This is a genomic window from Paenibacillus sp. FSL F4-0125, assembly GCF_038008565.1.
Lineage (GTDB): Bacteria > Bacillota > Bacilli > Paenibacillales > Paenibacillaceae > Paenibacillus_AQ.
The window spans coordinates 3042075-3062411 of sequence record NZ_JBBOZJ010000001.1; the positions used below are offsets into that span (position 1 = coordinate 3042075).

Here is a 20337-nt window from a genome sequence, read left to right on the forward strand (position 1 = left end):
GGCTGGATATGCTGAATCGAAATGCTGAAGCTTTGTTCTGGATCGGACGGTATATTGAAAGGGCAGAGAATCATGCGCGGCTAATCAATGTTCATTATCATATCCAGCAGGAAGAGGATTTTCATGAAGAAGGTCATAAATGGTCAAGGTTGATCGATGCGTTAGGCGTTCGGGGTGAATATATGCAGCAGTTCGAAACCTTTTCTGAGCAGGATGTGCTATCTTTCATCACACTTGATTTAGGCAATTCTAATTCATTATTCTCTTGTGTACATCATGCTAGAAATAATTTGCGCACTCTTCGTCAGCAGCTTCCAAGTGAATTATGGGATGTTGTCAACAGCTTCAACCTGTGGCTTGGTGAGCGTTCTGTCGCAGATATCATGAGCGGGCCACATCAGTTCTATCAGCAGGTTAAAGAGCGTACAGCCATGTTTCTCGGAGCAGAGCAGTCGGTAATGCTTAGAGGGAATGAGTGGCATTTCATTGAGAGCGGACGGTTTCTAGAGCGGGCAGAGAATACAACTCGTATCTTGCAGGCGGTCATTGCCGCATGCCGATTTAAGGAGCTTAACGCGGTTTATACTCAGTTGCAGGCGGTGCTTAAATCCGTTAGCGGGTACCAAGCGTTTCGCCGTTATTATGCAGATGCTATGTCTCCGGAGAGCATTTTAGATTTCTTGATTGCGAATCCCAAATTTCCGCGTTCCATTCGTTTTTCTTTTCATCAGCTGGAAGAGCATTTAGCTAAGCTTGAACTAGATTCCTCTGAAAAAGGCTCAGGGCATGAAAAAGTCATTCGTCAAGCAGGTAAGCTCAAAGCTGAGCTGGATTATATGGAAAAAGAAGAAATGTCCGGTGAGCTGGTGGAAGATGTACTTAAGTCGCTGGTGATATCTTGTCAAAAACTTGGCAAAACAATGGAGGGCGCCTTTTTTCGGCGAGAAGGAGTGTCTGTATGAAGATTCAAATCAATCATACCACCACATACAGCTATCCAGAGCCGGTTACGGACAGTGTCAATGAAATCAGACTCACTCCGCGCACGAATTACCGCCAATCCTGTTATCACCATGAAGTGGATATTTACCCGCCAGCTAATCTATTAACGTATGAGGATTTCTTCGGAAATCGGGTGCATGCCTATTCGGTCAATAAGCCGCATACGGAAATGGTTATCCATACTAAAGCTACAGTAGTCACGCTGGATAAAGCCCAAGGTGCCGATCTTCCGCGAACCAGTCTTGAAGAACAAGTTAAACTGTTAAATGATGAGAATTTCCAGAATCGTTATATTGAGTTTATTTTGCCGACTCGTTATACAGAGGTAACCCCTGAATTAGTGGAGTTTGCTTCACAGTATCCTTTTAATGAAACGGACGATATGTATGAATGGATTCTTAAATTATCTGCGACGATTTATGAACAATTCACCTATGACCCTGAGGCTACAAGCGTAAATACAACGGTAAAAAAGGCACTGAAGCTCAAACGCGGTGTGTGTCAGGATTATGCTCATCTAATGATCGCTGTCTGCCGTAGTGTCGGTCTGCCATCCAGATATGTAAGTGGGTATCATTTTGTCGGTGATCTGCAAGGGAGTAATGCTAATTTTGAGCAAGCCTCACACGCTTGGGTGGAGACTCACATTCCGGGTACTGGTTGGCTTGGTTTTGATCCGACCAATAATGTGGAGGTCAATTGGCGTTATATTAAGTTAGGTCACGGACGGGACTACAAAGATATCGTACCTGTAAAAGGTGTGTATCGTGGTGGAGCCGGCACTTTGAGCGTGAAAGTGGATGTGCGGAAGCTGGACAATTAAATGGATCAATTTAGATGAAACTCTCTGTTCAAGCTTTTGAACGGGGAGTTTTTTTGTGAAGATGATTCCAGTGTACATGGTTTTGGGTAATCTTGATCCATAGTGCATCACTAAGAGATCTTAAAGGAGAGATTACATATGAGTCCAAACATAGCTAAGAAACAAAGATTTATTGGGAAAACTGCAATTATAACTGGAGCGGGCTCAGGAATTGGTCGGGCTACCGCAATTAAGCTGGCTAGGGAAGGGGCTAATGTAGCGCTTTTTGATTTGAATCTGGAACGCACCACATCTTTGGCGGATAAGCTGAACAAGTTTCGCAAAGATTGTGCATTGGCTATAGAGGTAGATACTTCGGATGAAAAAGGGATGGAGGAAGCCGTTCGCAGGACGGTCGAACAATTCGGTGGGTTAGATGTAGTGTTCGCTAACGCGGGAATCAATGGTGCGGTGGGACCTATAGAGGAACTGAGCTTGAGTGATTGGGAACGCACGATGTCGGTGAACTTGACGGGGACGTTTTTGACACTGAAATATACGATCCCTCATCTGAAGGATAAAGGAAAAGGCAGCATTATCATCACTAGCTCTATCAACGGGAATACTAGATTTGCCAGCTTTGGGTGGTCTACGTACAGCACTACCAAAGCTGGACAGGTGGCTTTTGCTAAAATGGCTGCACTTGAGCTAGCTAAGTTTAAAATTCGAGTGAATGTGATCTGCCCTGGGGCAATTGCTACCAATATAGATGAAACGACTGAAATGAACGAGGAGGTAGAAGCGATCGTCATTCCAATTGAATTTCCCGATGGGGCGCAGCCGCTGGCGGATGGGCCGGGTAAGCCGGATAATGTCGCCGATCTAGTTTCATTTTTGGCATCCGATGAGTCTATTCATATTACAGGTGCGCAAATTGTGATTGACGGGGCAGAGTCCTTATTATCCTAGTTTAGAGATCGCTTCGCGGTATTGCTCGTACCGAACATTCCATTCGGCTTTTCGCGAATCCAGCGTGGTCCCATCCAATAGGTGCTGGATCACATCTAGACATACATGCCAGCCGGCTAAGTCACGGGGAGTGTGCGGTGTGAGCGTTCGGATCGTTTCATTTAAGACGAGTAAACAGCCTTCTGAATTTGGGTATAGCTCAAAGCGAACAGAATCTTCAGCCCACGTAAATTCAAGGATAGATTCATGTTGCAAGGCGGTAATCGTCATTTCCTCAAAGGTTCCGTCTTGCATATCAAACTTGATTAATCCACCTTCACGCAGGTCCTCTACTCGTAATTCAGTGAACCATAAAGCAAGCTTCTCATTCTCTGTCAAAAAGGACCAGATTTCTGATGCGGAATGTTTTAGTTTACGTTCGAAACGAGCGACATAATGATCATTCGCTTTTTTGAAGTTAGCTATCATGTTATATTTCTCCTTTGGACTACTACTGTAGTCCTTTTTATATTGAGTTTAGATTCATCAGAAAGAGTATAGCAATTGTTTATCTTAATTAAAACTATTGCTGGGTTTGGCTAGGCGTTAGTAATATGTTGAGGATTGGGGCGGGGTCGATAGTTTAGCAGAATGGCCTGAATTGTGGAATAAACGGAAAATACAGAATAAACAGAATATGCGGAATAAGGGCTTCAGAGTGCTGAGCGATTTATTACTATAAGGATGCACCTGACGTTTCGGACAGTATTGCAGTTATTTGGAGTTTTTAGTGCATTTATTGAAGATATAGTCTGCATAGCTCTTATTGCCTTGATATTGATCGAAAGTAGGGTACATTAGAGTGAATAGTTGCATCTGAGTCCGAAAGTATAGCAAATAAACAGTTCACAGCATCGCAAAGTTGTCAGGATGTAATTCGGCAGCTTGATGTAAATCTACAGTTTTTTGTGCTAGAATAAACGCAATTCAGCAAAACAAACTTTTGCTTAGGCAGGATAGATCATAGAGAGTGGCATTGGTGAAGGAGGCTGTGTATATGGGTATGATGTCCTGGCTGGTTGAGCAGCGGATTCAGGAGTCTATGCGTAATGGAGAATTTCGAGATTTATCAGGGCATGGTAAGCCGCTGGAGCTTGAAGATTTATCTGGTGTTCCAGAAGAATTGCGGATGTCCTTCAAAATCATGAAGAATTCCGGGCTGGTGCCCGAGGAAATATCTTTGCGTGCGGAATGTGTTACCCTCGAAGGGCTGCTTGCTGCCTGCCACAATAGCGGAGGTCCTGAGAGCAGTGAGGGCAAGTCGCTTCGGGCAAAATTGTCTATGAAAAAACTACGGCTGCAAGAGCTGCTGCGTGAACGAGGCTTAGATAGTAACCCGGCCTATATGCAATATAGTGTTCAAATCCACGAACAGATGAGTAGGGAAGAAGAATAGTGCTAATATGCTCCTGTCAATTGGAGATCAGGATAAATAGTGTAGTATAAAAAGGCATCTCATCGTAGATTTAGACGGTAGAGTTGCCTTTTTGCGTGCTGTGCTTAACAAGCGTATTTCATCGTACTTGCTTATAATAAATCCATTCTGGATCGCCATCATCTAAATTTTCAATGATTCCACTTCTTATAAATCCTAGAGAACGGCAGACCTGTTGCATGATCGTATTGGATTCATTGGTGGAGGTAAACAGCTTAGGAGTTGGACAATGTTCTTCAGTGTAACGAATAAGTGCGCCGGCAATACCGAGTCGTCTGAAATTGGGATTCACAATTACGAGCTGTATGAAACAGCATTCGAAAAAAGTGGTATCGTAACAGGCAAAACCGACAGGCTCACTGTTCATCGTTGCCACAACACATTGCTCGTTCAAAATATATTGTTCGATCTTAGGTTTACGAACTTCGCTGCCAATGACCATACTATCGATCTTGCAGAGCATAGATAAATCTGAAATCGTGGCTTTAGTTACGAGCATTTTAGACAGTCTCCTTTTTAAAAATATAAGAAAGTATAAGACCAAAAGCGTTTAGACTTGAAATAATAAAATGTATGTACAGTTTGTCTTGATCTTTCAAGTTTTTTCGCACATGATGAAAAGGGTTTAGACCACATCAAAGGAAATCATAACATATAATTACAACCGATGGAGAGATACAATGAAACAGCTTCCAATTACACAGGTGCTTCCAGACTTGAAAAACATACTTAGATCAACACGGGCGGCTGTTCTCATCGCTGAACCCGGTGCAGGCAAAACAACAGGAACGCCTCCGGCTTTTCTGGACGAGCCGTGGATGGCTGGTAAAAGCATCCTTATGCTAGAGCCCAGAAGACTTGCTGCAAGATCTGCCGCAAGCTACATGGCGTCTTGTCTTGGAGAAAGTGTTGGACAGACGGTTGGTTATCGCATGCGGAATGACACTAAGGTAGGTAAGAATACACGAATTGTTGTAGTGACGGAAGGTGTCTTAACAAGGATGCTTCAGAGTGATCCATCGCTAGGGGATGTGGGTCTGATTATTTTTGATGAGTTCCATGAGCGTAGTCTTCATGCGGATCTGGGACTTGCCCTCGCACTGGAAGCGCAGGCAGTGCTGCGTGATGATCTTCGGATTCTGATTATGTCAGCTACTTTGAACAGTGAACGTGTCTCGGCTATGTTAGGCGATTCGCCAGTTGTGGATTGTCCGGGACGAACCTATCCGGTGGAAACCATCTATACCCCAACAACAGGGAATCTTCCGATTGAAAAATCGGCTGCGGCCGCAGTGAGACGTGCGCTTGATGAACAGCCGGGAGATGTTCTCGTATTCCTACCGGGTGAACGAGAGATTCGCAGAACTCAAAATGAGTTGGAACATGGAAAACTGCCTGACGAAATAGTTCTTCGTCCTTTGTATGGACAATTACCACAGACTATGCAGGATGCTGCTGTGGCTCCATCCATAAACGGCGAACGTAAAGTTGTGCTGGCGACCTCCATTGCGGAGACAAGCTTGACGATTGAGGGTGTGCGAACGGTAATTGATACAGGACTGCGTCGTACGCAGATCTTCTCACCGCGTACAGGAATGCCGAGTCTTACGACGGTTCCAGTATCGAAAGCCTCTGCCGATCAACGGAGAGGGCGTGCTGGACGGACAGCACCTGGCGTATGCTACAGGCTGTGGAGTCAGGAGGAACATAATCGACTTCCGGATGACAATGTGCCGGAGATTATGGAGACGGATCTTGCGCAGCTTGCTTTGGAGCTGGCGCTGTGGGGCGTGCGCGACCCTGCCGCGTTAGCTTGGCTTGACGTGCCGCCCGCTGCGCCTTATGCGCAGGGCATCGCGCTGCTGCGCCAGCTCGGCGCGCTGGACGCCGGCGGCGCCATCACGCCGCACGGCCGCAGCATGGCCGCGCTTGGCGCGCACCCGCGAGCCGCGCATATGCTGCTGCGCGCGGCAGAGCTTGATGCAGCACCGCTCGCCTGCCGGCTGGCGGCGCTGCTGCAAGAGCGGGACCTGTTCAAGGGTCCCGCGGCACTAGATTGCGACCTCACGCTCCGCGTAGAGGCGCTGCTTCGGTTTGAGCGCTCCGCCGACACGGGCGGAGCGGACCCGGCGGCTCTGCGCGCGGTGGTGCGCGAGAGCCGCAATTTCCTGGCGCAGCTGCAAGCAGCGCCGGGCGAGACTGTGAACGACATCAGCCTCTGCGGGCTGCTTCTGTCGTTCGCCTATCCCGACCGTATCGGGCAGAAACGCGGCGATGGCGCGTTTCTGCTCTCCGCCGGTCGCGGCGTGGCTCTGCGGGAAGGGCAGCCGCTGGCCCGTTCCGCTTATATTGTGGCTGCTTCTGTTGACGATCGGGCCACACAAGGTGCAATCCTGCTGGCAGCAGAGCTAGAAGAGGGACAACTGCTAAAGTATCATACGGATCGCATCACTGAAGAGGCGGACGTGTATTGGGATAAAGAAAGTGGAAGTGTGAAGAAGCGCCGTCGAACGATGCTCGGCGCTCTCGTCTTAAAAGAAACGTCACATGAAAGACCCTCTGTGGAAGAAACAGCAAAAGTACTGCTTAGTGTTATCGCAGAAGAGGGAATTGAAATCTTACCATGGGAAAAGGGAGCTTTGCAGCTTCGTGAGCGGCTGATATTTATACACGCCTTGCGGCCGGATTGGCCGGATGTCTCAGATGCGGCATTAATTGAATCACTGGAGGGGTGGTTATTACCATACATTCAAGGAATGCGTAACTTGCGCGATCTCCAGCGGATTCCTTTATCGCGTGCACTTGAGGGGCTGATAGACTGGAATCAGAGGCAGATTCTTGAGCAGGAAGCACCGACGCATATAACGGTTCCTAGTGGCTCGCGTGTGCCTGTAGACTATGCTAATCCAGCAGCCCCTGTACTAGCGGTACGATTGCAAGAGATGTTTGGACAGTTAGACACTCCTAGAATTGGAGGGGGGAAGGTGCCTGTATTGCTACATCTATTGTCACCGGCAAGAAGGCCGATGCAGGTGACTTCTGATCTTGCCAGCTTTTGGCGTGGCACTTATTTTGAGGTTAAAAAAGATCTGAAAGGACGCTACCCTAAGCACTATTGGCCTGAGGATCCCTTTCAAGCTATTCCGACCAATCGAACACGCCCCAAGAAGTAAAAGGGTTCCTCGTACACTTGAAATGGTTCATTTGATGTTTTGTCTTCGGCATACAGGGTAATTAACTAGCGAAGACAATTACTAAGGAGGGCTTCAAGTGACTAAAAAAATCGTAGGTATCTTTGACACCGAACAAGAAGCAACCAGAGCAATTGAAGGACTTCAAAATCAAGGATTCAGTAATGATGAAATATCTGTGATCACACGAGATCGCGATGAGTTAAGACATATTTCGGATGATACAGGCACAATGGCGCCAGAAGGTGTTGCAACAGGTGCAGCTACTGGTGGCGTATTGGGTGGAGTTACTGGGCTGCTAGCAGGGATCGGAGCACTCGCTATTCCGGGGATTGGTCCAATTCTGGCAGCGGGCCCTATTGTGGCGACGCTAACAGGTGTAGCCGTTGGTGCAGGTGCAGGCGGATTAGTTGGCGGATTGATCGGTCTAGGGATTCCTGAAGATGAGGCGAAAGAGTATGAAGGCTACGTTGAAAGTGGCAAGATCCTTGTGCTTGTAGAGGATAATGGACGAGGATATCAAGCGCATGATGTGTTCCGGGGCAACCGCTCGTTGAATGCTCAGCGTTACGAGGGTATCTATAACGAAGACACTAGACTAGGCAATTCGATGGCTAACAGAGCAGATCGGAAGGCTGAAGTCTACAACCGCGATAAAATTTAAATGTAAATTGATCGAGTTCTACTATAGACAAACAATTCATTCAAAGACTGCACCTCTTAGCGTTATGCTCTGAGGTGCAGTCTTTATTATGTATGTGGTATGATATGGATAATCATCCAAATTATTATTAGGAATTTGAGAGGTAACTAAAAATGAATAAACTGGACACCATAGCAGTTATTTCTGATATACATAGCAATGTTTATGCTTTAGAGGCTGTATTGCAGGACATCGATTCACGCGGTATAAAAAGTATTGTGAATTTAGGGGATTCTCTGTTTGGTCCCATTGAACCTATTCGAACAGCAGAACTGCTGATAAATCGATCTAATGTTACGAACATTATGGGAAATTGTGATCGATATTTACTTCAGAAGGATATGGATTCAATAACCTTTCAATATGTAAAACCGATGCTGACTAACGAAATACATGACTGGATTCGATCCTTTAACCCAACGTGGGTGTTCGAAGATTTATTGTTTTGTCACGGGACGCCTTTCTCCGATGATAGCTATATGCTTGAGGATATTTTACCTACGGGGGTTCAAGGGAAATCTGCTGAGGACTTAATGGCTGAGCTTGATTCAGTAGATCAAACAATGATTTTTTGCGGGCATACACATCTTCAAAAATCAGTGCGGCTACCGAATGGCAAGGTTATCGTGAATGTTGGTAGTGTTGGTTTGCCAGCTTATTTCGAAGAATTACCTTATCCTCATTGCATGGAATCGATGACTCCTCATGCCAGATATTTGATAATAAGTCGAAGAGATCATTCTTGGATGTTCGAACCAGTTTTACTTCCTTACAATTATGAACTAGCTGCGCAGAGAGCAGATCAGAACTGTCGTGAGGATTATAGCTATGCCATCAGGCATGGAAGAGTTAAAGGAGGACTTAGATGAAGATATTTGTAGCCGGTGCAGCGGGTGCGATTGGACGACTATTGCTGCCCAAGTTAGTAGAAGCGGGGCATGAGGTTGTTGGACTGACCCATAAGGAAGAAAATAGAGCAATTATAGAGAAGTGTGGAGCACAAGCGGTAATCGCAGATGTCTTCAATCGTGAGGCCATATTTGCTTCCATTCGCACAGTACAGCCAGAAGTGGTTATCCATCAGCTAACTTCACTAAGTCAGCGGAATTTCTCAGATAATTCTAGGATAAGAATAGAAGGAACGCGAAATATTGTGGATGCTTCCCTTGCAATTGGCGTGGAACAAATCATAGCACAAAGTATCTCATGGGCATATGAAGCTGGAGAAGAACCTGCTACGGAGGAAATTCCATTAGATCTGATGGCTTCAGAGCCTCGAAAAAGAACGATTGAAGGGATATGCTCACTAGAAAAGACAGTTGCTGAGATTCCAAACCATGTCATTCTACGCTATGGAATGTTGTACGGCCAAGGGACTTGGTATGACACGAATGGGTATATGACAGAGGAAATTCGTCAAGGAAGAGTAACAGCAACTGATGCAGTTGTGTCATTTCTTCATGTGGAGGATGCAGCTAACGCGGCGGTACTTGCTCTGAATTGGCCTTCAGGCCCAGTGAACATCGTAGACAACGAGCCTGCTAAAGGATGGGAGTGGTTATCAACCTATTCAGAAGCCATAGGTGCTCCTACTCCTATTGTTCAAGAAGGCAGAGCAGGATGGGAACGCGGAGCCTCTAATACGAAAGCTCGAATGGATTATGGGTGGAGCCCGCTGTATCCGTCATGGAGGTCAGGGTTTGCACGGAGCTTGAAGGTTCAGATTGAATGAGTTCAGCTACTGAAAGGAAGTGCAGCATGGGTTTGCTTCTTGTGATTTTATCCTTTATTGGTTTAATTATGATGATTAGCAATCAATATGCGATGATCAAGAAAATGGATAAAATGATTGAGTCGCTAAATGAAATTAATAAAAAACTTGGTTAGATAAAGATGAAAAGGAGTGATGAGGTGGGAATCATTAAGAATTTCTCACTAGTAGTAGTGAGTTTAATTACGGATCTATGGTTTGGAATCGTTCGAAAGCCTGAATTTTATGATAATCACTCGGTTACTGTAACAAAGAGAGGGTATGTAATATTTGTTGCCTTGGCAGCTGTAATAGCTGTGGGAACTGCCATATGGCTATACTCTAGAATATATTAATGAGAAGGCTGCCAATAGGCGGCTTTTTTTACATCATGGACGCCAGCATATTAGAATGTTATGTTATTACTTACCAATGCTTAAAAATTAAAATGTTGAAGCCGCCTCATATTTTGGGAAAATTAAGACACACATAAAGGAAGGATCCCATGAATTCTCCCTCTCAACACCAAATAGCGTTAACTTATTCTCAGCATTCGATCATCACCTCACGTGTGACTATCCCAAAGCAAGCACCTTTTTATGTTCAGCGCACTAGATTAATGTCCAGGTTCTTGGATGAGAATCGTACTAAGGTGACGCTTATTGCTGCTTCTGCAGGCTTTGGCAAAACCACACTCGCGGCTGAATGGGCGCGTATTCATGCTGATGAAGTGGCTTGGCTATCGCTGGATATTTCAGATAATCATCTCGTCCGTTTTTGGTTAAGTGTACGTGCTGCTATCCAAAGAATCGCTTCGTCCTTCTTAAGTCGATTAGATATGTTCCTCCAGTCTGTTCGTGATGGTTCAGTAGAGACTGCGATCTCACTTCTACTACATGAGCTTTATTCCCTTCCCGGTGCAATTACCCTTATTGTAGATGATTATCATACGATTACTAATCAATCGGTTCACGAGAGCATGGGCTTTTTTATCGGTCATCTCCCAGATCATGTGAAGCTTGTGATATTAAGTAGAACACGCCCACCGCTCTCATTATCCCGCTTAAGAGTGCAACAGGAATTACTGGAACTGAGCGATGACGACCTGAGGTTTACGTTTGAAGAAATAGATGAACTTCAGTCTCAATCCTTAAGGGATCAGCTTTCACCTGAAGAGCTATTATTACTTGAACAAAAGACAGAAGGCTGGGTAGCGGGTTTGATTCTAGCTTTCCTCTCCTTCTCAGAGAAACAAGATCGCACGGCGTATATGAATACTTTTTCAGGGAACTCACGCAATATTTTCGATTATTTATTGGATGAAGTCCTCTCTAGGCAGTCTACCGAAGTACAAAATTTCTTGCTAGTAACGTCTATATTGAATTCCTTTAGTCCTTCTCTAGCAGCGGCTGTGATGGATCAATCGGGTGCGGAGAAGCAATTACAGGAAGTTGAAGAAGCACGTCTTTTCATCGTACCGCTTGACGACACTAGATCGTGGTTCCGTTATCATCATCTATTCGCGGAAATGTTAAAAACTAGATTATCCAAAAAAATGAGTTCAGCAGAGATTGAAAACTTACATAGAAGAGCAGCAATTTGGTACGACCAGGAAGGATTAGCATTAGAAGCCATACAACATGCGTTTGAAGCAAAGGAATATGTGCTTTCAGCATCCTGTATGGACAGACATTTCAATTCGATTATTAAAAATGGCGATGAATCTATATTGCTAGATTTATTGGATATGTTGCCTATCAAGAATATGATCGTGCATCCTGATCTTTTCTATTTTCAAGCAGGGTCGATGGCAGTCTCCGGACGAACAGATGATGCCAAACGCTTTTTACACAAGGTAGAGCGTTTCATGGAAGAGGAATTCTTTATTCCTGATAAAGAACAAGCTGTAGTTCAAATGCGATTGGATCTTTATCGTGCTTCCATTGCCTTTTATCAGGGGGACGTCGATACGTTTGTTGAACTGTTGGATCAGAACAGAGAAGGCATAGAGCGATTTTCTTCTATAGTAAAAGTAGTAAATATGGGGGAAGCTCTTTTATTTCGTGGCCCGATAGGATTCGGTGGAAGATTGAAGAAAATGGCGTATTTATCAGCTAAAGTCTCAACGTCTGAGGAAAGAAGAGCATTGATTCATTTTGCGTTACAAGGGCATGGATTTATATTTTTGTCGGATCTATTTTATGAATGGAACCGTCTTGATGATGCAAGCCTCCAAGTGGAAAAAGCGCTTGTTATGTGTAATTCCTCGGAACAAGTGAGCGTGTGGGTGCCTGGGGTTATTTTACAATCGAAAATATTAAATGCTTTGGGTCACATTGAAGAAGCAGCAGTGGTTTTACGAATGGCTATAAAAGATCTGAAGCAACATCATTCCCCTCGCTGGGAAAGATTGCTAGAGGCTGCACATATTCGAATTCTACTCTCACAAGGACTTGTAAATAGTGGAGATGAATGGCTTGCGAAAAGTCATATTAGCACAACAGATAAGCCTAATGTCACTAGGGAATATGAACAAATCACACTCGCACGTATACTGATGGCGCGTCAAGCGTTCAACGAAGCGATCCCTTGGCTTAATAAGCTGTTAAGTGAGGCTAGGCGAACGGATCGAATGGGCAGTCAGATCGAGATTTTGTTGCTGCTTGCTGTGTCTTATGAAATTCTAAGTAAGAATAGTCAGGCATTTGAGGCGTTAGAACAGGCCCTTAAGCTTGCTGAGCCGGAGGGTTATAGCCGTATTTTTCTTGACGAAGGTGTGCCACTTACCCGATTGCTGCAACGCTATTTATCGGAGCGGAGCACAACTTCTGATGTTGATTATGTTCATCAATTGCTTCAGTCATATCAGCTCGAGCCGTTATATAATGATACTTCTAAGGCTATGAGAACGTCGGATTCTTCTATAGCGTTTCATTTTACAAAAAGAGAGTTAGAGCTCATGTTTTTCATAGTCGAAGGTCTTTCTAATGATGAAATTGCAAGCCGGTTATTCCTTTCTCCAGGCACGGTCAAGAGATACATTCACAATATTTATCAGAAATTAGACGTTAAAAATCGTGTGCAAGCCGTTTCTAAGATCAGAGAACATCAATTGCTATAGTGTAATAAATAATTACTATAAGTGTTTATTACCAATCATTTACTTTCTGTAGTGATACTATGGAAGATAGAAGGTGAAGAAGCAGCGAGGAGGAATCGTACATGCAATTAAAGGGATGGTCTGAGGACGAAATATCCTATGAGTTAAGTAATGATTATTCTATACGTAAGGCTGAAACTGATGAATGGGGAATTTACTGTTCCATTTATTATAATATCCAATATATTGGTTTTTTTAGAGAGGAAGGGTTTAATTCTACTCATAGAAATGCTTTCTGGATCTTTAAAGGTGAGTCGAAAATAGGTGGTGTAAGGATGGATCCTAATCGGATTTATCATTTATTTGTTATTCCACCGTTTAACGATACATTTATGGTGCTGAAACTATTAAAAAGGCTTTTGATATATTGGTCAGATCGAACTAAGCCGATAAAAACCTTCGAGGTTCTACCGGATCAAGTGCATTTATTTGCGCGGGCAGGGTTTTGGCCTGATGAGTTCAGATGTCGCTGGATGCAGCGTCCTACAGATCATTTCGAGGTGGAATGGAACGAAGAATTTAGGATTGAAAGTCCACAGATCGAAGATGATGAGATGGGGGCTAAACGATTTGTTCTTGAAGAACAAATTGCCGAATGCAACTGCGCTAGCTTTGCCGGAAGTTTAGAAGCAACCAGGAGAAAGAAATTCTCCTATGAAGATTTTGTACCTAGTGAAGAACCTAATTATACAAATGAAGCATTACTTACGGCGTCAACGCTTGTGTATGATCAGAGATCGGGACAGTTAATTGCAAATTGTCTCTTGGGCTTACAAGGAGATTACGCTGCAGTTTACAGCATTGGGGTAATACCCGATTTTAGAGGTAAAGGGTTAGCGACACTCATGTTGAAAAGAGGACTTCATCTCCTTAAAGATAAGTATCCACTCCTAAGATTATATGTCATGGAAGGGAATGACGCAGAGTCTGTTTATACCAATCTAGGATTTGTTCCAGGTGTGCAAGAGATACAGAGTATGTATATTCCTGTGAATGATTAAAATATCCCAGTATTAGTGGATTTTTGCTTCGATGCGTACTTATGTACTTTGTGAGTACCCAAAATATATACTTTCTGCTACGATAAAAAAAGGGCTGCCGAATGGCAGCCTTCTTTATCCTATCTAGGCATGTGAGGTTATTGGAAACATGAAATGTTTAGGTAGTTCTTTTAAAAGTGGACGCATAAATAACGTATCCTCACTCTGGGGAACTAATTCTGTCTCCAAGTGATCTATTGCATAATCTGGTGTGAAATAAAAATAGATAACCTCAGTTTCAGGAGATATAATGCTATGCAATATGGCGTTGATATCTATACTTGTAGTACTTAAGATATCAAAAATATGAAGCTGCTGATCCTCATGTCTAAAAATCACTACAACGTCAGCCTCTTCAATATAATAAAAGGAATCATGGAAAGGGAGGATAAAATAAAACAGCAGCTGATGTTCATTCTCTATCACACTGAGTATAGAGGACACCGGTATTCTTTCTTCTGCGAATTGTTTTAACAAGGTAAAATCATCGGAATTATTCATAGATAAGCGACGCACAGAGGAAGTTTTAGACATTTGATTTCTAAGATAAGAAGCCTTTATCGAAAAGCTACTTTCTTGCATACGTTCAAATCCGAATTTAGGATAAAAGTCCAAGGCGCTGTCATTTGCAAATAAGTAAATGAAGTCATATTCATGCTCGTATTTAGCAATAATATGATCTATTAATTTTCTGGATAGTCCTTGCATGCGATAGTCAGGGTGTGTCATTACGGTGCCAATTTGAATGGCATGATATTCTGTTTGATTTATAACAATTGTCATTATATTTATGGACGCATTTGCTATCACCTGATCCCGATCAATAAAGGAATAACAAATATATTTGTCATTCCAGCCCTCTTGTTCAATCCAAGGTGTAAAATCGATTCCAAAGATCATTTGAGCTAGAGTATTGAAGCTTTCTATATATTTTTGGTTATGTTTATAATCACTGATCAATGGGTAATCGCTCATAAGTTAACCTCTTTTGCAATGTTTTTTTCATAGTTATGTTTATTGGTTATATTTTACTACACTGTTATAAAGTAATGTTTATTTAAAATAAACATTACCGATATTATTTGGAGGCTAGAGTATGAGAGAAATAGATTACAGTAATTATTATTGGAAAGACGAGAAAATTAGATTGCGATCTATTCAAGAAGGGGATTGGGAAGGTTATTACACGAATCGTTTCGACACTCCAGCGCGGCGATTCTTACAGTGTGCTGTTGAATTACCACCCACAATTGCCGAAGCCAAAAATTTTGCAGAGACTTATACTGAATTCTCATCTAATAGATTAATGTTTACGATCGAAGATTTGCATGGTGAGAATGTAGGAGGAGTAAATCTTAATAGCATTGACGAGAAAAATGGTACGTTCAGTATTGGCGTGCAAGTGGATAAAGATCATCGAGGTAAAGGATATGGAACGAGAGCTATAACGATCCTCTTAAAGTATGCTTTTTTCGAACGACGACTAAATAAATTCAATGAATGTGCGCTTGAAGGCAATGAAGGTTCTATAGCGATGCTAAAGAAAGTCGGCTGCGTTCAAGAGGGCGTACGGAGGAAGGTCATTTACACGAATGGAAGATATTATGATTTGATATTATTTGGATTGACGAAGGATGAGTTTATGGAGAAAAACGTTATGGAATAGAGGGTTTAGACTCTAGTATTGTCTATAGGTAAAGTTAACAGATAGACAATAAACTTGGCCAGATGATGTCTGTCTCGATCAAATGCTTAAGCTTTCGGTCTCAGACGGCGTTATTTCTGCATTATTAGCTATTTGCACGTTATTTCGGACTCCAGTACAGACAGCTATTCTTATAGAATAGCTGTATTTTTTTTTTTTTTATGCCAATAGCGTCTGTAGGGTCCGCCGACAATCCGAATGTGGGGAAATGGAGCGCATAGTAAAATTATGTACTTTCATCATATGAAAAATTCACAATAGAAAATCCAAAATATAAGCTCTATCTAGTAACTTCTATAGCAACCATCATTCATCGCTACTAAAATTCTATACCAATCGGAAAAAGTGAACCTACTACCACATTACAGGTTGTGAAAGTTGGAAAATAGTGCTTATACTAGAGTTATAGCAGGTAAGATTAGCCAATATCAATACAACATGAGGAGGGTTAATATGGCGTTTATGATTGCTCAACGGGCTTTTATCAAGGTGTATCTTATCACAATGGTAGAACAACACCGCGGTTATGGATATCAAATGCTTGAGGATTTACGTCGAGATTTCAAGGCACATGGATATTCCCCCCCACAAAGCGAAATCTATCGTGCCCTGCATGAGCTGGTACAGCAAGGGATTTTATATCGTACTAAACAGCTAAAAGGGAATGATCCGAAGGTGGATTTTCAAGAAATCGTCTTATATCATTTTACTTCTGATGGAGAAGAGAAAGCTAAGCTATATAAGAAGCAGGTGAAGACAGATCTTGATCGCTGTCTAGGTATTTTGAACAAGGCGGTTGCGGATAACTTCTAGAACTGGAACTATAGTTATATTTTCAGGATGCTCTTACCCTGTTATAATGGTTACTGCCGGATCATTGCAGTATATACTTGGAGGTAACAAATGATGGATGAACATATGAAACGTCGATTGGACAAACAACGCAAGCTCTTCAGCCAACTTGGCATCACTCTTGATGCTCTAACCATACATGAAAAAGAATTCAGTATGAAGCTTCGTGGTTACGATGCGGAAGAAGTAGATACTTTTCTAGATAGCGTAATCAAAGATTATGAGCGTTTTTATGCGACAATCGCTGATCTGATGGATAAATGGCAAGAGCAACAACTGGAGATGCGCGAATTAAAGTCAGAAACCAAAGCTACTGAAGTCATTCAAGTTCCTGTACTTCGAGGCATCGATCCAAAGGAATTAGAAGAAGTCATTTTAAGATTGGAAACCAATGTCCGTCAGCTTAAAGATAAGCTTCCCCAAATCGAAAGCTATTTATAAGTCATGAATTTTGATCACAGGTGCTCCGCTTGACATTTACAAATTTATCATTGACGAGTTAGCAGTTCATGATTTATGATATGTTCATAAATGATCATTTATATTTCAGTGGCGTGTTACCGTTAAGGGCATGAGCCAAGAATTGTCTTCATCTTCATAAGACATTTCTTGGCTTTTTTTGTTCCTAATTGACGATAATATGGGAAAGGAGTGATGAGCTTGTCGCGGGAGATCGAGCAATTTCAAGTACAGCGTGTGATTGGGAACAACGTTGTAATGGTTCAGGGAAGCAAGAACGGCAAGGAATATGTCATCATTGGCAAAGGCATTGGTTTTGCTGTGAAAGGTTCAGGGGTGATTGAAGGAAACGATCCTCGTATTGAGAAATTGTTTCGTCTAGAAGACCGCGAAGCCTGGAGTCAGTATCAAATATTGCTGGAAGACATAGATCCCAAAGTGATGAGAATAACTGATGAAATAATTGCTGATATCCAAAGTCAATTTCCTGACAAATTAAACGACAAGATTTATCTGGCACTCCCGAGCCATATTCAGTTCACCATTTACCGTCTGCGCAACGGGATGGATATTATTAATCCTTTTTTACAAGAAACTAAGATGTCTTTTCCGAAGGAATTTGATATCGCTTACAAGGCGTCAGAGAAAATCAATGCTGAATTTCAGGTGCAAATTCCCGAAGACGAGGTTGGATTCCTTACTTATCATGTGTACTCCGCGGTTAGTAATGTATCGGTGGGTCAGTTAGTAAAAGCTTCCAATATTGTGAGTGAACTTTTAGACATGATTCAGCAAGAACGTAATATAACTTTTGAGCATGGCAGTATGAACCATATTCGGTTAATGATCCATTTACGGTTTTCGCTGGAACGTATTTTGAAAGGATCACTAATAGATAATCCTTTTGTGAAACATATTAAGAAGGAATATAAAGAGGAATACAAGTTATCTCAAAAGCTCGGGAAAGTGATGCAAAGATCACTTGGAGTAGAAATTCCAGAAGAAGAGCTATGTTTCCTGGCGATGCACTTACATCGATTATTTCAAACCTTAGTGAAACAAAATTAACATCTTTAGAGGAGTGGAGCATATGTTTTCCAAATGGAAATCAAAAAAAGAAGAGAAACCTACTGGACATACAATTGAAATCATGGCACCAATCAGCGGAGAAGCCGTTTCATTATCAGAAGTTCCTGATGAAACCTTTGCTGGTGGTCATATGGGGAGCGGTATTGCAATCAGACCTTCCGAAGGGATCTTAAAAGCTCCTTTTGATGGCACGGTTGCTCATATCGTGAAATCAAGTCATGCAGTTATTTTGGAACATTCCTCCGGTGTGCAATTGTTGTTACATATCGGAATCGATACTGTCAGCCTTAAGGGCAACGGATTTGTCAGTCATATTTCCTCTGGAGATCAAGTGAAGGCAGGTCAAACCCTAATCGAATTTGATCTGGACGTAATTCGCGCAGCAGGTTGTGACACAATTTCGCCTGTAATCGTGACTAGTACGGAAGAAACACCACCTCAAGTGAACGGACATTATGGTCAGGTTACAGCTGGACAGGATCTGGTTCTTACAGTGGCTTCAAAGTAATAAGCGAATAAAGCATTTCTACTATTGAATCGAAAGGATGATTTTGTTATGTTGGCTTTTCTACAAAAACTAGGTAAGTCGCTTATGCTTCCAGTTGCTACTATGCCCGCGGCAGCTATTCTTCAAGGGTTTGGTTTACTTAACTATGAAAAAGATTTGCATCTAGGAGCCACGGTAGGGGGATTCTTGAATCAATATTTTGCTCCATTCCTAAATGCCGGTGCCAATGCAATCTTCGGAAATCTTGCTTTGATCTTTGCGGTAGGGGTCGCAATTGGATTCGCTAAGGATGCCGTTGCTGCCTTGTCAGCAGTAATTGCATACATGGTGTTAACTAAGATTCTGGCTGTCGTACCTCTTCAGTTCTCCTTCATCAATGATGATGTAGTGTTGAATATGGGTGTGCTTGGAGGTATATTTGCCGGTGCATGGGCAGCATTCCTATATAAGAAATATCACAATATCAAGATGCCAGATTGGCTTGGGTTCTTTGCAGGTAAACGATTTGTTCCAATCATTACGGCAGCATCCACGATGGTCCTTGCAGTATTAATTGGGATGATCTGGAGCCCTATACAAGATGTAATTAGTGATTTCGGAAACTGGGTTGTGTCCTTGGGAGCAGTTGGAGCTTTCATCTTCGGTACAGCTAACCGCTTATTGATTCCGATCGGACTTCACCACGTACTGAATACGATTGCTTGGTTCCAAATTGGTGACTTTACAAATGCAGCAGGCGAATTGGTACACGGTGACTTATACCGCTTCTTCGCTGGAGATAAAACGGCTGGGATGTTTATGACTGGATTCTTCCCAATCATGATGTTTGCGCTTCCAGGTGCAGCTCTTGCATTTATTCATACCGCTAAACCAGAAAAACGTAAAATGGTTGCTTCCATCTTTATCGGTTCTGCCATTGCTTCTTTCTTAACAGGGATTACAGAACCACTTGAGTTCTCCTTTATGTTCTTGGCACCACTATTGTACTTGGTGCATGCTTTGTTAACAGGTTTCTCCATGGCTTTAATGTACATTCTAGATGTTAAGCTTGGTTTCGGTTTCTCTGCAGGTTTGATCGATTACCTAGTGAACATGAAGCTATCCACCAATGCATGGGTTCTTATCCCTGTAGGTCTTGCCTTCTTCGTTCTGTACTATGTGTTGTTCCGTTTTATCATCACGAAGTTCAAGCTTAAGACGCCTGGTCGAGAAGATGATGATGATGCGCTTGCACCAACTGGCGGTAACGCAACAGGTTCAGCTGTTTCTTCCAAGGCTGCTCAAATTCTTGAGCACATTGGTGGACCTTCAAATATCGAGAATATCGATGCTTGTATTACACGCCTTCGTCTGATCGTTAAAGACGAGAAAGCGGTTAAAGATTCTGCGCTGAAGCAACTCGGTGCTTCTGGGGTCATGAGACTTGGTCAAGGTGCTGTACAAATTGTATTTGGTCCGAAATCGGAGCAATACAAAGAGGAAATCGAGAAGTTACTATAACTTAACGTACTCCGTTTAAAATTATTAGCAAGGGCTAGTCCGCATACTAGCCCTTGTTTTTTTGTGTTTAGAGGGATAAAGTGTTGCAATATACACAATACCTAGTATAATACTTGGTATAAACATACAAAGG

At 42.7% G+C, this 20337-nt stretch carries 19 protein-coding genes; 16 read left to right on the forward strand and 3 right to left on the reverse strand.

Annotated elements, in window-relative coordinates:
• The first annotated feature begins 8 nt into the window (after positions 1-8).
• From NST74_RS13240 to NST74_RS13250, 3 genes are all read left to right on the forward strand, one after another.
• Positions 9-962, forward strand: coding sequence for an alpha-E domain-containing protein (locus NST74_RS13240; protein ID WP_042127228.1), 954 nt, complete (start codon positions 9-11; stop codon positions 960-962).
• Entirely contained in the window at positions 959-1825 is an 867-nt protein-coding gene (locus NST74_RS13245) for a transglutaminase family protein (protein ID WP_341112446.1), read from the forward strand. Before NST74_RS13240 ends, NST74_RS13245 begins: the two co-directional genes overlap by 4 nt.
• A gap of 138 nt (positions 1826-1963) precedes the next feature.
• Positions 1964-2773 (forward strand): SDR family oxidoreductase, encoded by an 810-nt coding sequence (locus NST74_RS13250; RefSeq protein WP_042127232.1) that lies wholly within the window; start codon positions 1964-1966, stop codon positions 2771-2773.
• On the opposite strand, the gene NST74_RS13255 is transcribed toward NST74_RS13250, so the two are convergent.
• Positions 2765-3241: an SRPBCC family protein gene (locus NST74_RS13255; protein ID WP_341112448.1), complete on the reverse strand. Its 477-nt coding sequence runs from the start codon at positions 3239-3241 to the stop codon at positions 2765-2767. The genes NST74_RS13250 and NST74_RS13255 overlap by 9 nt on opposite strands.
• A gap of 568 nt (positions 3242-3809) precedes the next feature.
• On the opposite strand from NST74_RS13255, the gene NST74_RS13260 reads away from it, so the two are divergent.
• Positions 3810-4208, forward strand: coding sequence for a DnaJ family domain-containing protein (locus tag NST74_RS13260; RefSeq protein ID WP_341112449.1), 399 nt, complete (start codon positions 3810-3812; stop codon positions 4206-4208).
• A 118-nt stretch (positions 4209-4326) separates the two neighbouring features.
• On the opposite strand, the gene NST74_RS13265 is transcribed toward NST74_RS13260, so the two are convergent.
• On the reverse strand, positions 4327-4746 hold the full coding sequence (locus NST74_RS13265; protein WP_341112450.1) for a GNAT family N-acetyltransferase: 420 nt from the start codon (positions 4744-4746) through the stop codon (positions 4327-4329).
• A gap of 181 nt (positions 4747-4927) precedes the next feature.
• Between NST74_RS13265 and hrpB the strand changes: the two genes are divergently transcribed.
• The 6 genes from hrpB (at position 4928) to NST74_RS13295 (ending at position 14052) form a co-directional block, all read left to right on the forward strand.
• Positions 4928-7420 (forward strand): ATP-dependent helicase HrpB, encoded by a 2493-nt coding sequence (gene hrpB, locus NST74_RS13270; RefSeq protein WP_341112451.1) that lies wholly within the window; start codon positions 4928-4930, stop codon positions 7418-7420.
• 97 nt (positions 7421-7517) lie between these two features.
• A complete protein-coding gene (locus NST74_RS13275) occupies positions 7518-8102 on the forward strand; it encodes a general stress protein (RefSeq protein ID WP_341112452.1) in 585 nt (194 codons plus the stop codon).
• A gap of 152 nt (positions 8103-8254) precedes the next feature.
• Positions 8255-9010, forward strand: a complete 756-nt coding sequence (locus NST74_RS13280; RefSeq protein ID WP_341112453.1) for a metallophosphoesterase family protein — start codon at positions 8255-8257, stop codon at positions 9008-9010.
• On the forward strand, positions 9007-9873 hold the full coding sequence (locus NST74_RS13285; RefSeq protein ID WP_341112454.1) for an NAD-dependent epimerase/dehydratase family protein: 867 nt from the start codon (positions 9007-9009) through the stop codon (positions 9871-9873). The genes NST74_RS13280 and NST74_RS13285 overlap by 4 nt, the downstream gene beginning before the upstream one ends.
• Before the next feature lie 523 nt (positions 9874-10396).
• Positions 10397-13012 (forward strand): LuxR C-terminal-related transcriptional regulator, encoded by a 2616-nt coding sequence (locus NST74_RS13290; RefSeq protein WP_341112455.1) that lies wholly within the window; start codon positions 10397-10399, stop codon positions 13010-13012.
• A gap of 101 nt (positions 13013-13113) precedes the next feature.
• Complete coding sequence (locus NST74_RS13295; RefSeq protein ID WP_341112457.1) at positions 13114-14052, forward strand: GNAT family N-acetyltransferase; 939 nt, start codon at positions 13114-13116, stop codon at positions 14050-14052.
• Positions 14053-14175: 123 nt separating this feature from the next.
• Here NST74_RS13295 and NST74_RS13300 read toward each other — a convergent pair whose 3' ends face one another.
• Positions 14176-15066, reverse strand: coding sequence for a GNAT family N-acetyltransferase (locus NST74_RS13300; protein ID WP_341112458.1), 891 nt, complete (start codon positions 15064-15066; stop codon positions 14176-14178).
• A 121-nt stretch (positions 15067-15187) separates the two neighbouring features.
• Here NST74_RS13300 and NST74_RS13305 point away from each other — a divergent pair, with 121 nt between their 5' ends.
• The 6 genes from NST74_RS13305 (at position 15188) to nagE (ending at position 20204) form a co-directional block, all read left to right on the forward strand.
• On the forward strand, positions 15188-15757 hold the full coding sequence (locus tag NST74_RS13305; RefSeq protein ID WP_341112460.1) for a GNAT family N-acetyltransferase: 570 nt from the start codon (positions 15188-15190) through the stop codon (positions 15755-15757).
• Positions 15758-16249: 492 nt separating this feature from the next.
• Complete coding sequence (locus tag NST74_RS13310) at positions 16250-16609, forward strand: helix-turn-helix transcriptional regulator (protein WP_042127258.1); 360 nt, start codon at positions 16250-16252, stop codon at positions 16607-16609.
• Positions 16610-16702: 93 nt separating this feature from the next.
• Positions 16703-17089: a DivIVA domain-containing protein gene (locus tag NST74_RS13315; RefSeq protein ID WP_042127259.1), complete on the forward strand. Its 387-nt coding sequence runs from the start codon at positions 16703-16705 to the stop codon at positions 17087-17089.
• Between the two features lie 213 nt (positions 17090-17302).
• Positions 17303-18175, forward strand: a complete 873-nt coding sequence (locus tag NST74_RS13320; RefSeq protein ID WP_042127261.1) for a PRD domain-containing protein — start codon at positions 17303-17305, stop codon at positions 18173-18175.
• A 22-nt stretch (positions 18176-18197) separates the two neighbouring features.
• The gene (locus tag NST74_RS13325; protein ID WP_341112462.1) at positions 18198-18704 is read left to right on the forward strand and encodes a PTS sugar transporter subunit IIA; all 507 of its coding nucleotides are present in this window, start codon (positions 18198-18200) and stop codon (positions 18702-18704) included.
• A 48-nt stretch (positions 18705-18752) separates the two neighbouring features.
• Positions 18753-20204: an N-acetylglucosamine-specific PTS transporter subunit IIBC gene (gene nagE / locus NST74_RS13330; RefSeq protein WP_042127265.1), complete on the forward strand. Its 1452-nt coding sequence runs from the start codon at positions 18753-18755 to the stop codon at positions 20202-20204.
• Positions 20205-20337 lie beyond the last annotated feature (133 nt).

What these genes read in the sequence shown, in the direction of transcription:
- NST74_RS13310 (WP_042127258.1), top strand. Translation starts at nt 16,250, where the DNA reads ATGGCGTTTATGATTGCTCAACGGGCTTTTATCAAGGTGTATCTTATC.
- NST74_RS13305 (WP_341112460.1), top strand. Translation starts at nt 15,188, where the DNA reads ATGAGAGAAATAGATTACAGTAATTATTATTGGAAAGACGAGAAAATT.
- NST74_RS13280 (WP_341112453.1), top strand. Translation starts at nt 8,255, where the DNA reads ATGAATAAACTGGACACCATAGCAGTTATTTCTGATATACATAGCAAT.
- NST74_RS13300 (WP_341112458.1), bottom strand. Translation starts at nt 15,066, where the DNA reads ATGAGCGATTACCCATTGATCAGTGATTATAAACATAACCAAAAATAT.
- NST74_RS13255 (WP_341112448.1), bottom strand. Translation starts at nt 3,241, where the DNA reads ATGATAGCTAACTTCAAAAAAGCGAATGATCATTATGTCGCTCGTTTC.
- NST74_RS13265 (WP_341112450.1), bottom strand. Translation starts at nt 4,746, where the DNA reads ATGCTCGTAACTAAAGCCACGATTTCAGATTTATCTATGCTCTGCAAG.
- NST74_RS13245 (WP_341112446.1), top strand. Translation starts at nt 959, where the DNA reads ATGAAGATTCAAATCAATCATACCACCACATACAGCTATCCAGAGCCG.
- NST74_RS13285 (WP_341112454.1), top strand. Translation starts at nt 9,007, where the DNA reads ATGAAGATATTTGTAGCCGGTGCAGCGGGTGCGATTGGACGACTATTG.
- NST74_RS13260 (WP_341112449.1), top strand. Translation starts at nt 3,810, where the DNA reads ATGGGTATGATGTCCTGGCTGGTTGAGCAGCGGATTCAGGAGTCTATG.
- hrpB (WP_341112451.1), top strand. Translation starts at nt 4,928, where the DNA reads ATGAAACAGCTTCCAATTACACAGGTGCTTCCAGACTTGAAAAACATA.
- NST74_RS13320 (WP_042127261.1), top strand. Translation starts at nt 17,303, where the DNA reads ATGAGCTTGTCGCGGGAGATCGAGCAATTTCAAGTACAGCGTGTGATT.
- NST74_RS13290 (WP_341112455.1), top strand. Translation starts at nt 10,397, where the DNA reads ATGAATTCTCCCTCTCAACACCAAATAGCGTTAACTTATTCTCAGCAT.
- NST74_RS13240 (WP_042127228.1), top strand. Translation starts at nt 9, where the DNA reads ATGCTGAATCGAAATGCTGAAGCTTTGTTCTGGATCGGACGGTATATT.
- NST74_RS13315 (WP_042127259.1), top strand. Translation starts at nt 16,703, where the DNA reads ATGGATGAACATATGAAACGTCGATTGGACAAACAACGCAAGCTCTTC.
- NST74_RS13295 (WP_341112457.1), top strand. Translation starts at nt 13,114, where the DNA reads ATGCAATTAAAGGGATGGTCTGAGGACGAAATATCCTATGAGTTAAGT.
- NST74_RS13250 (WP_042127232.1), top strand. Translation starts at nt 1,964, where the DNA reads ATGAGTCCAAACATAGCTAAGAAACAAAGATTTATTGGGAAAACTGCA.
- NST74_RS13325 (WP_341112462.1), top strand. Translation starts at nt 18,198, where the DNA reads ATGTTTTCCAAATGGAAATCAAAAAAAGAAGAGAAACCTACTGGACAT.
- nagE (WP_042127265.1), top strand. Translation starts at nt 18,753, where the DNA reads ATGTTGGCTTTTCTACAAAAACTAGGTAAGTCGCTTATGCTTCCAGTT.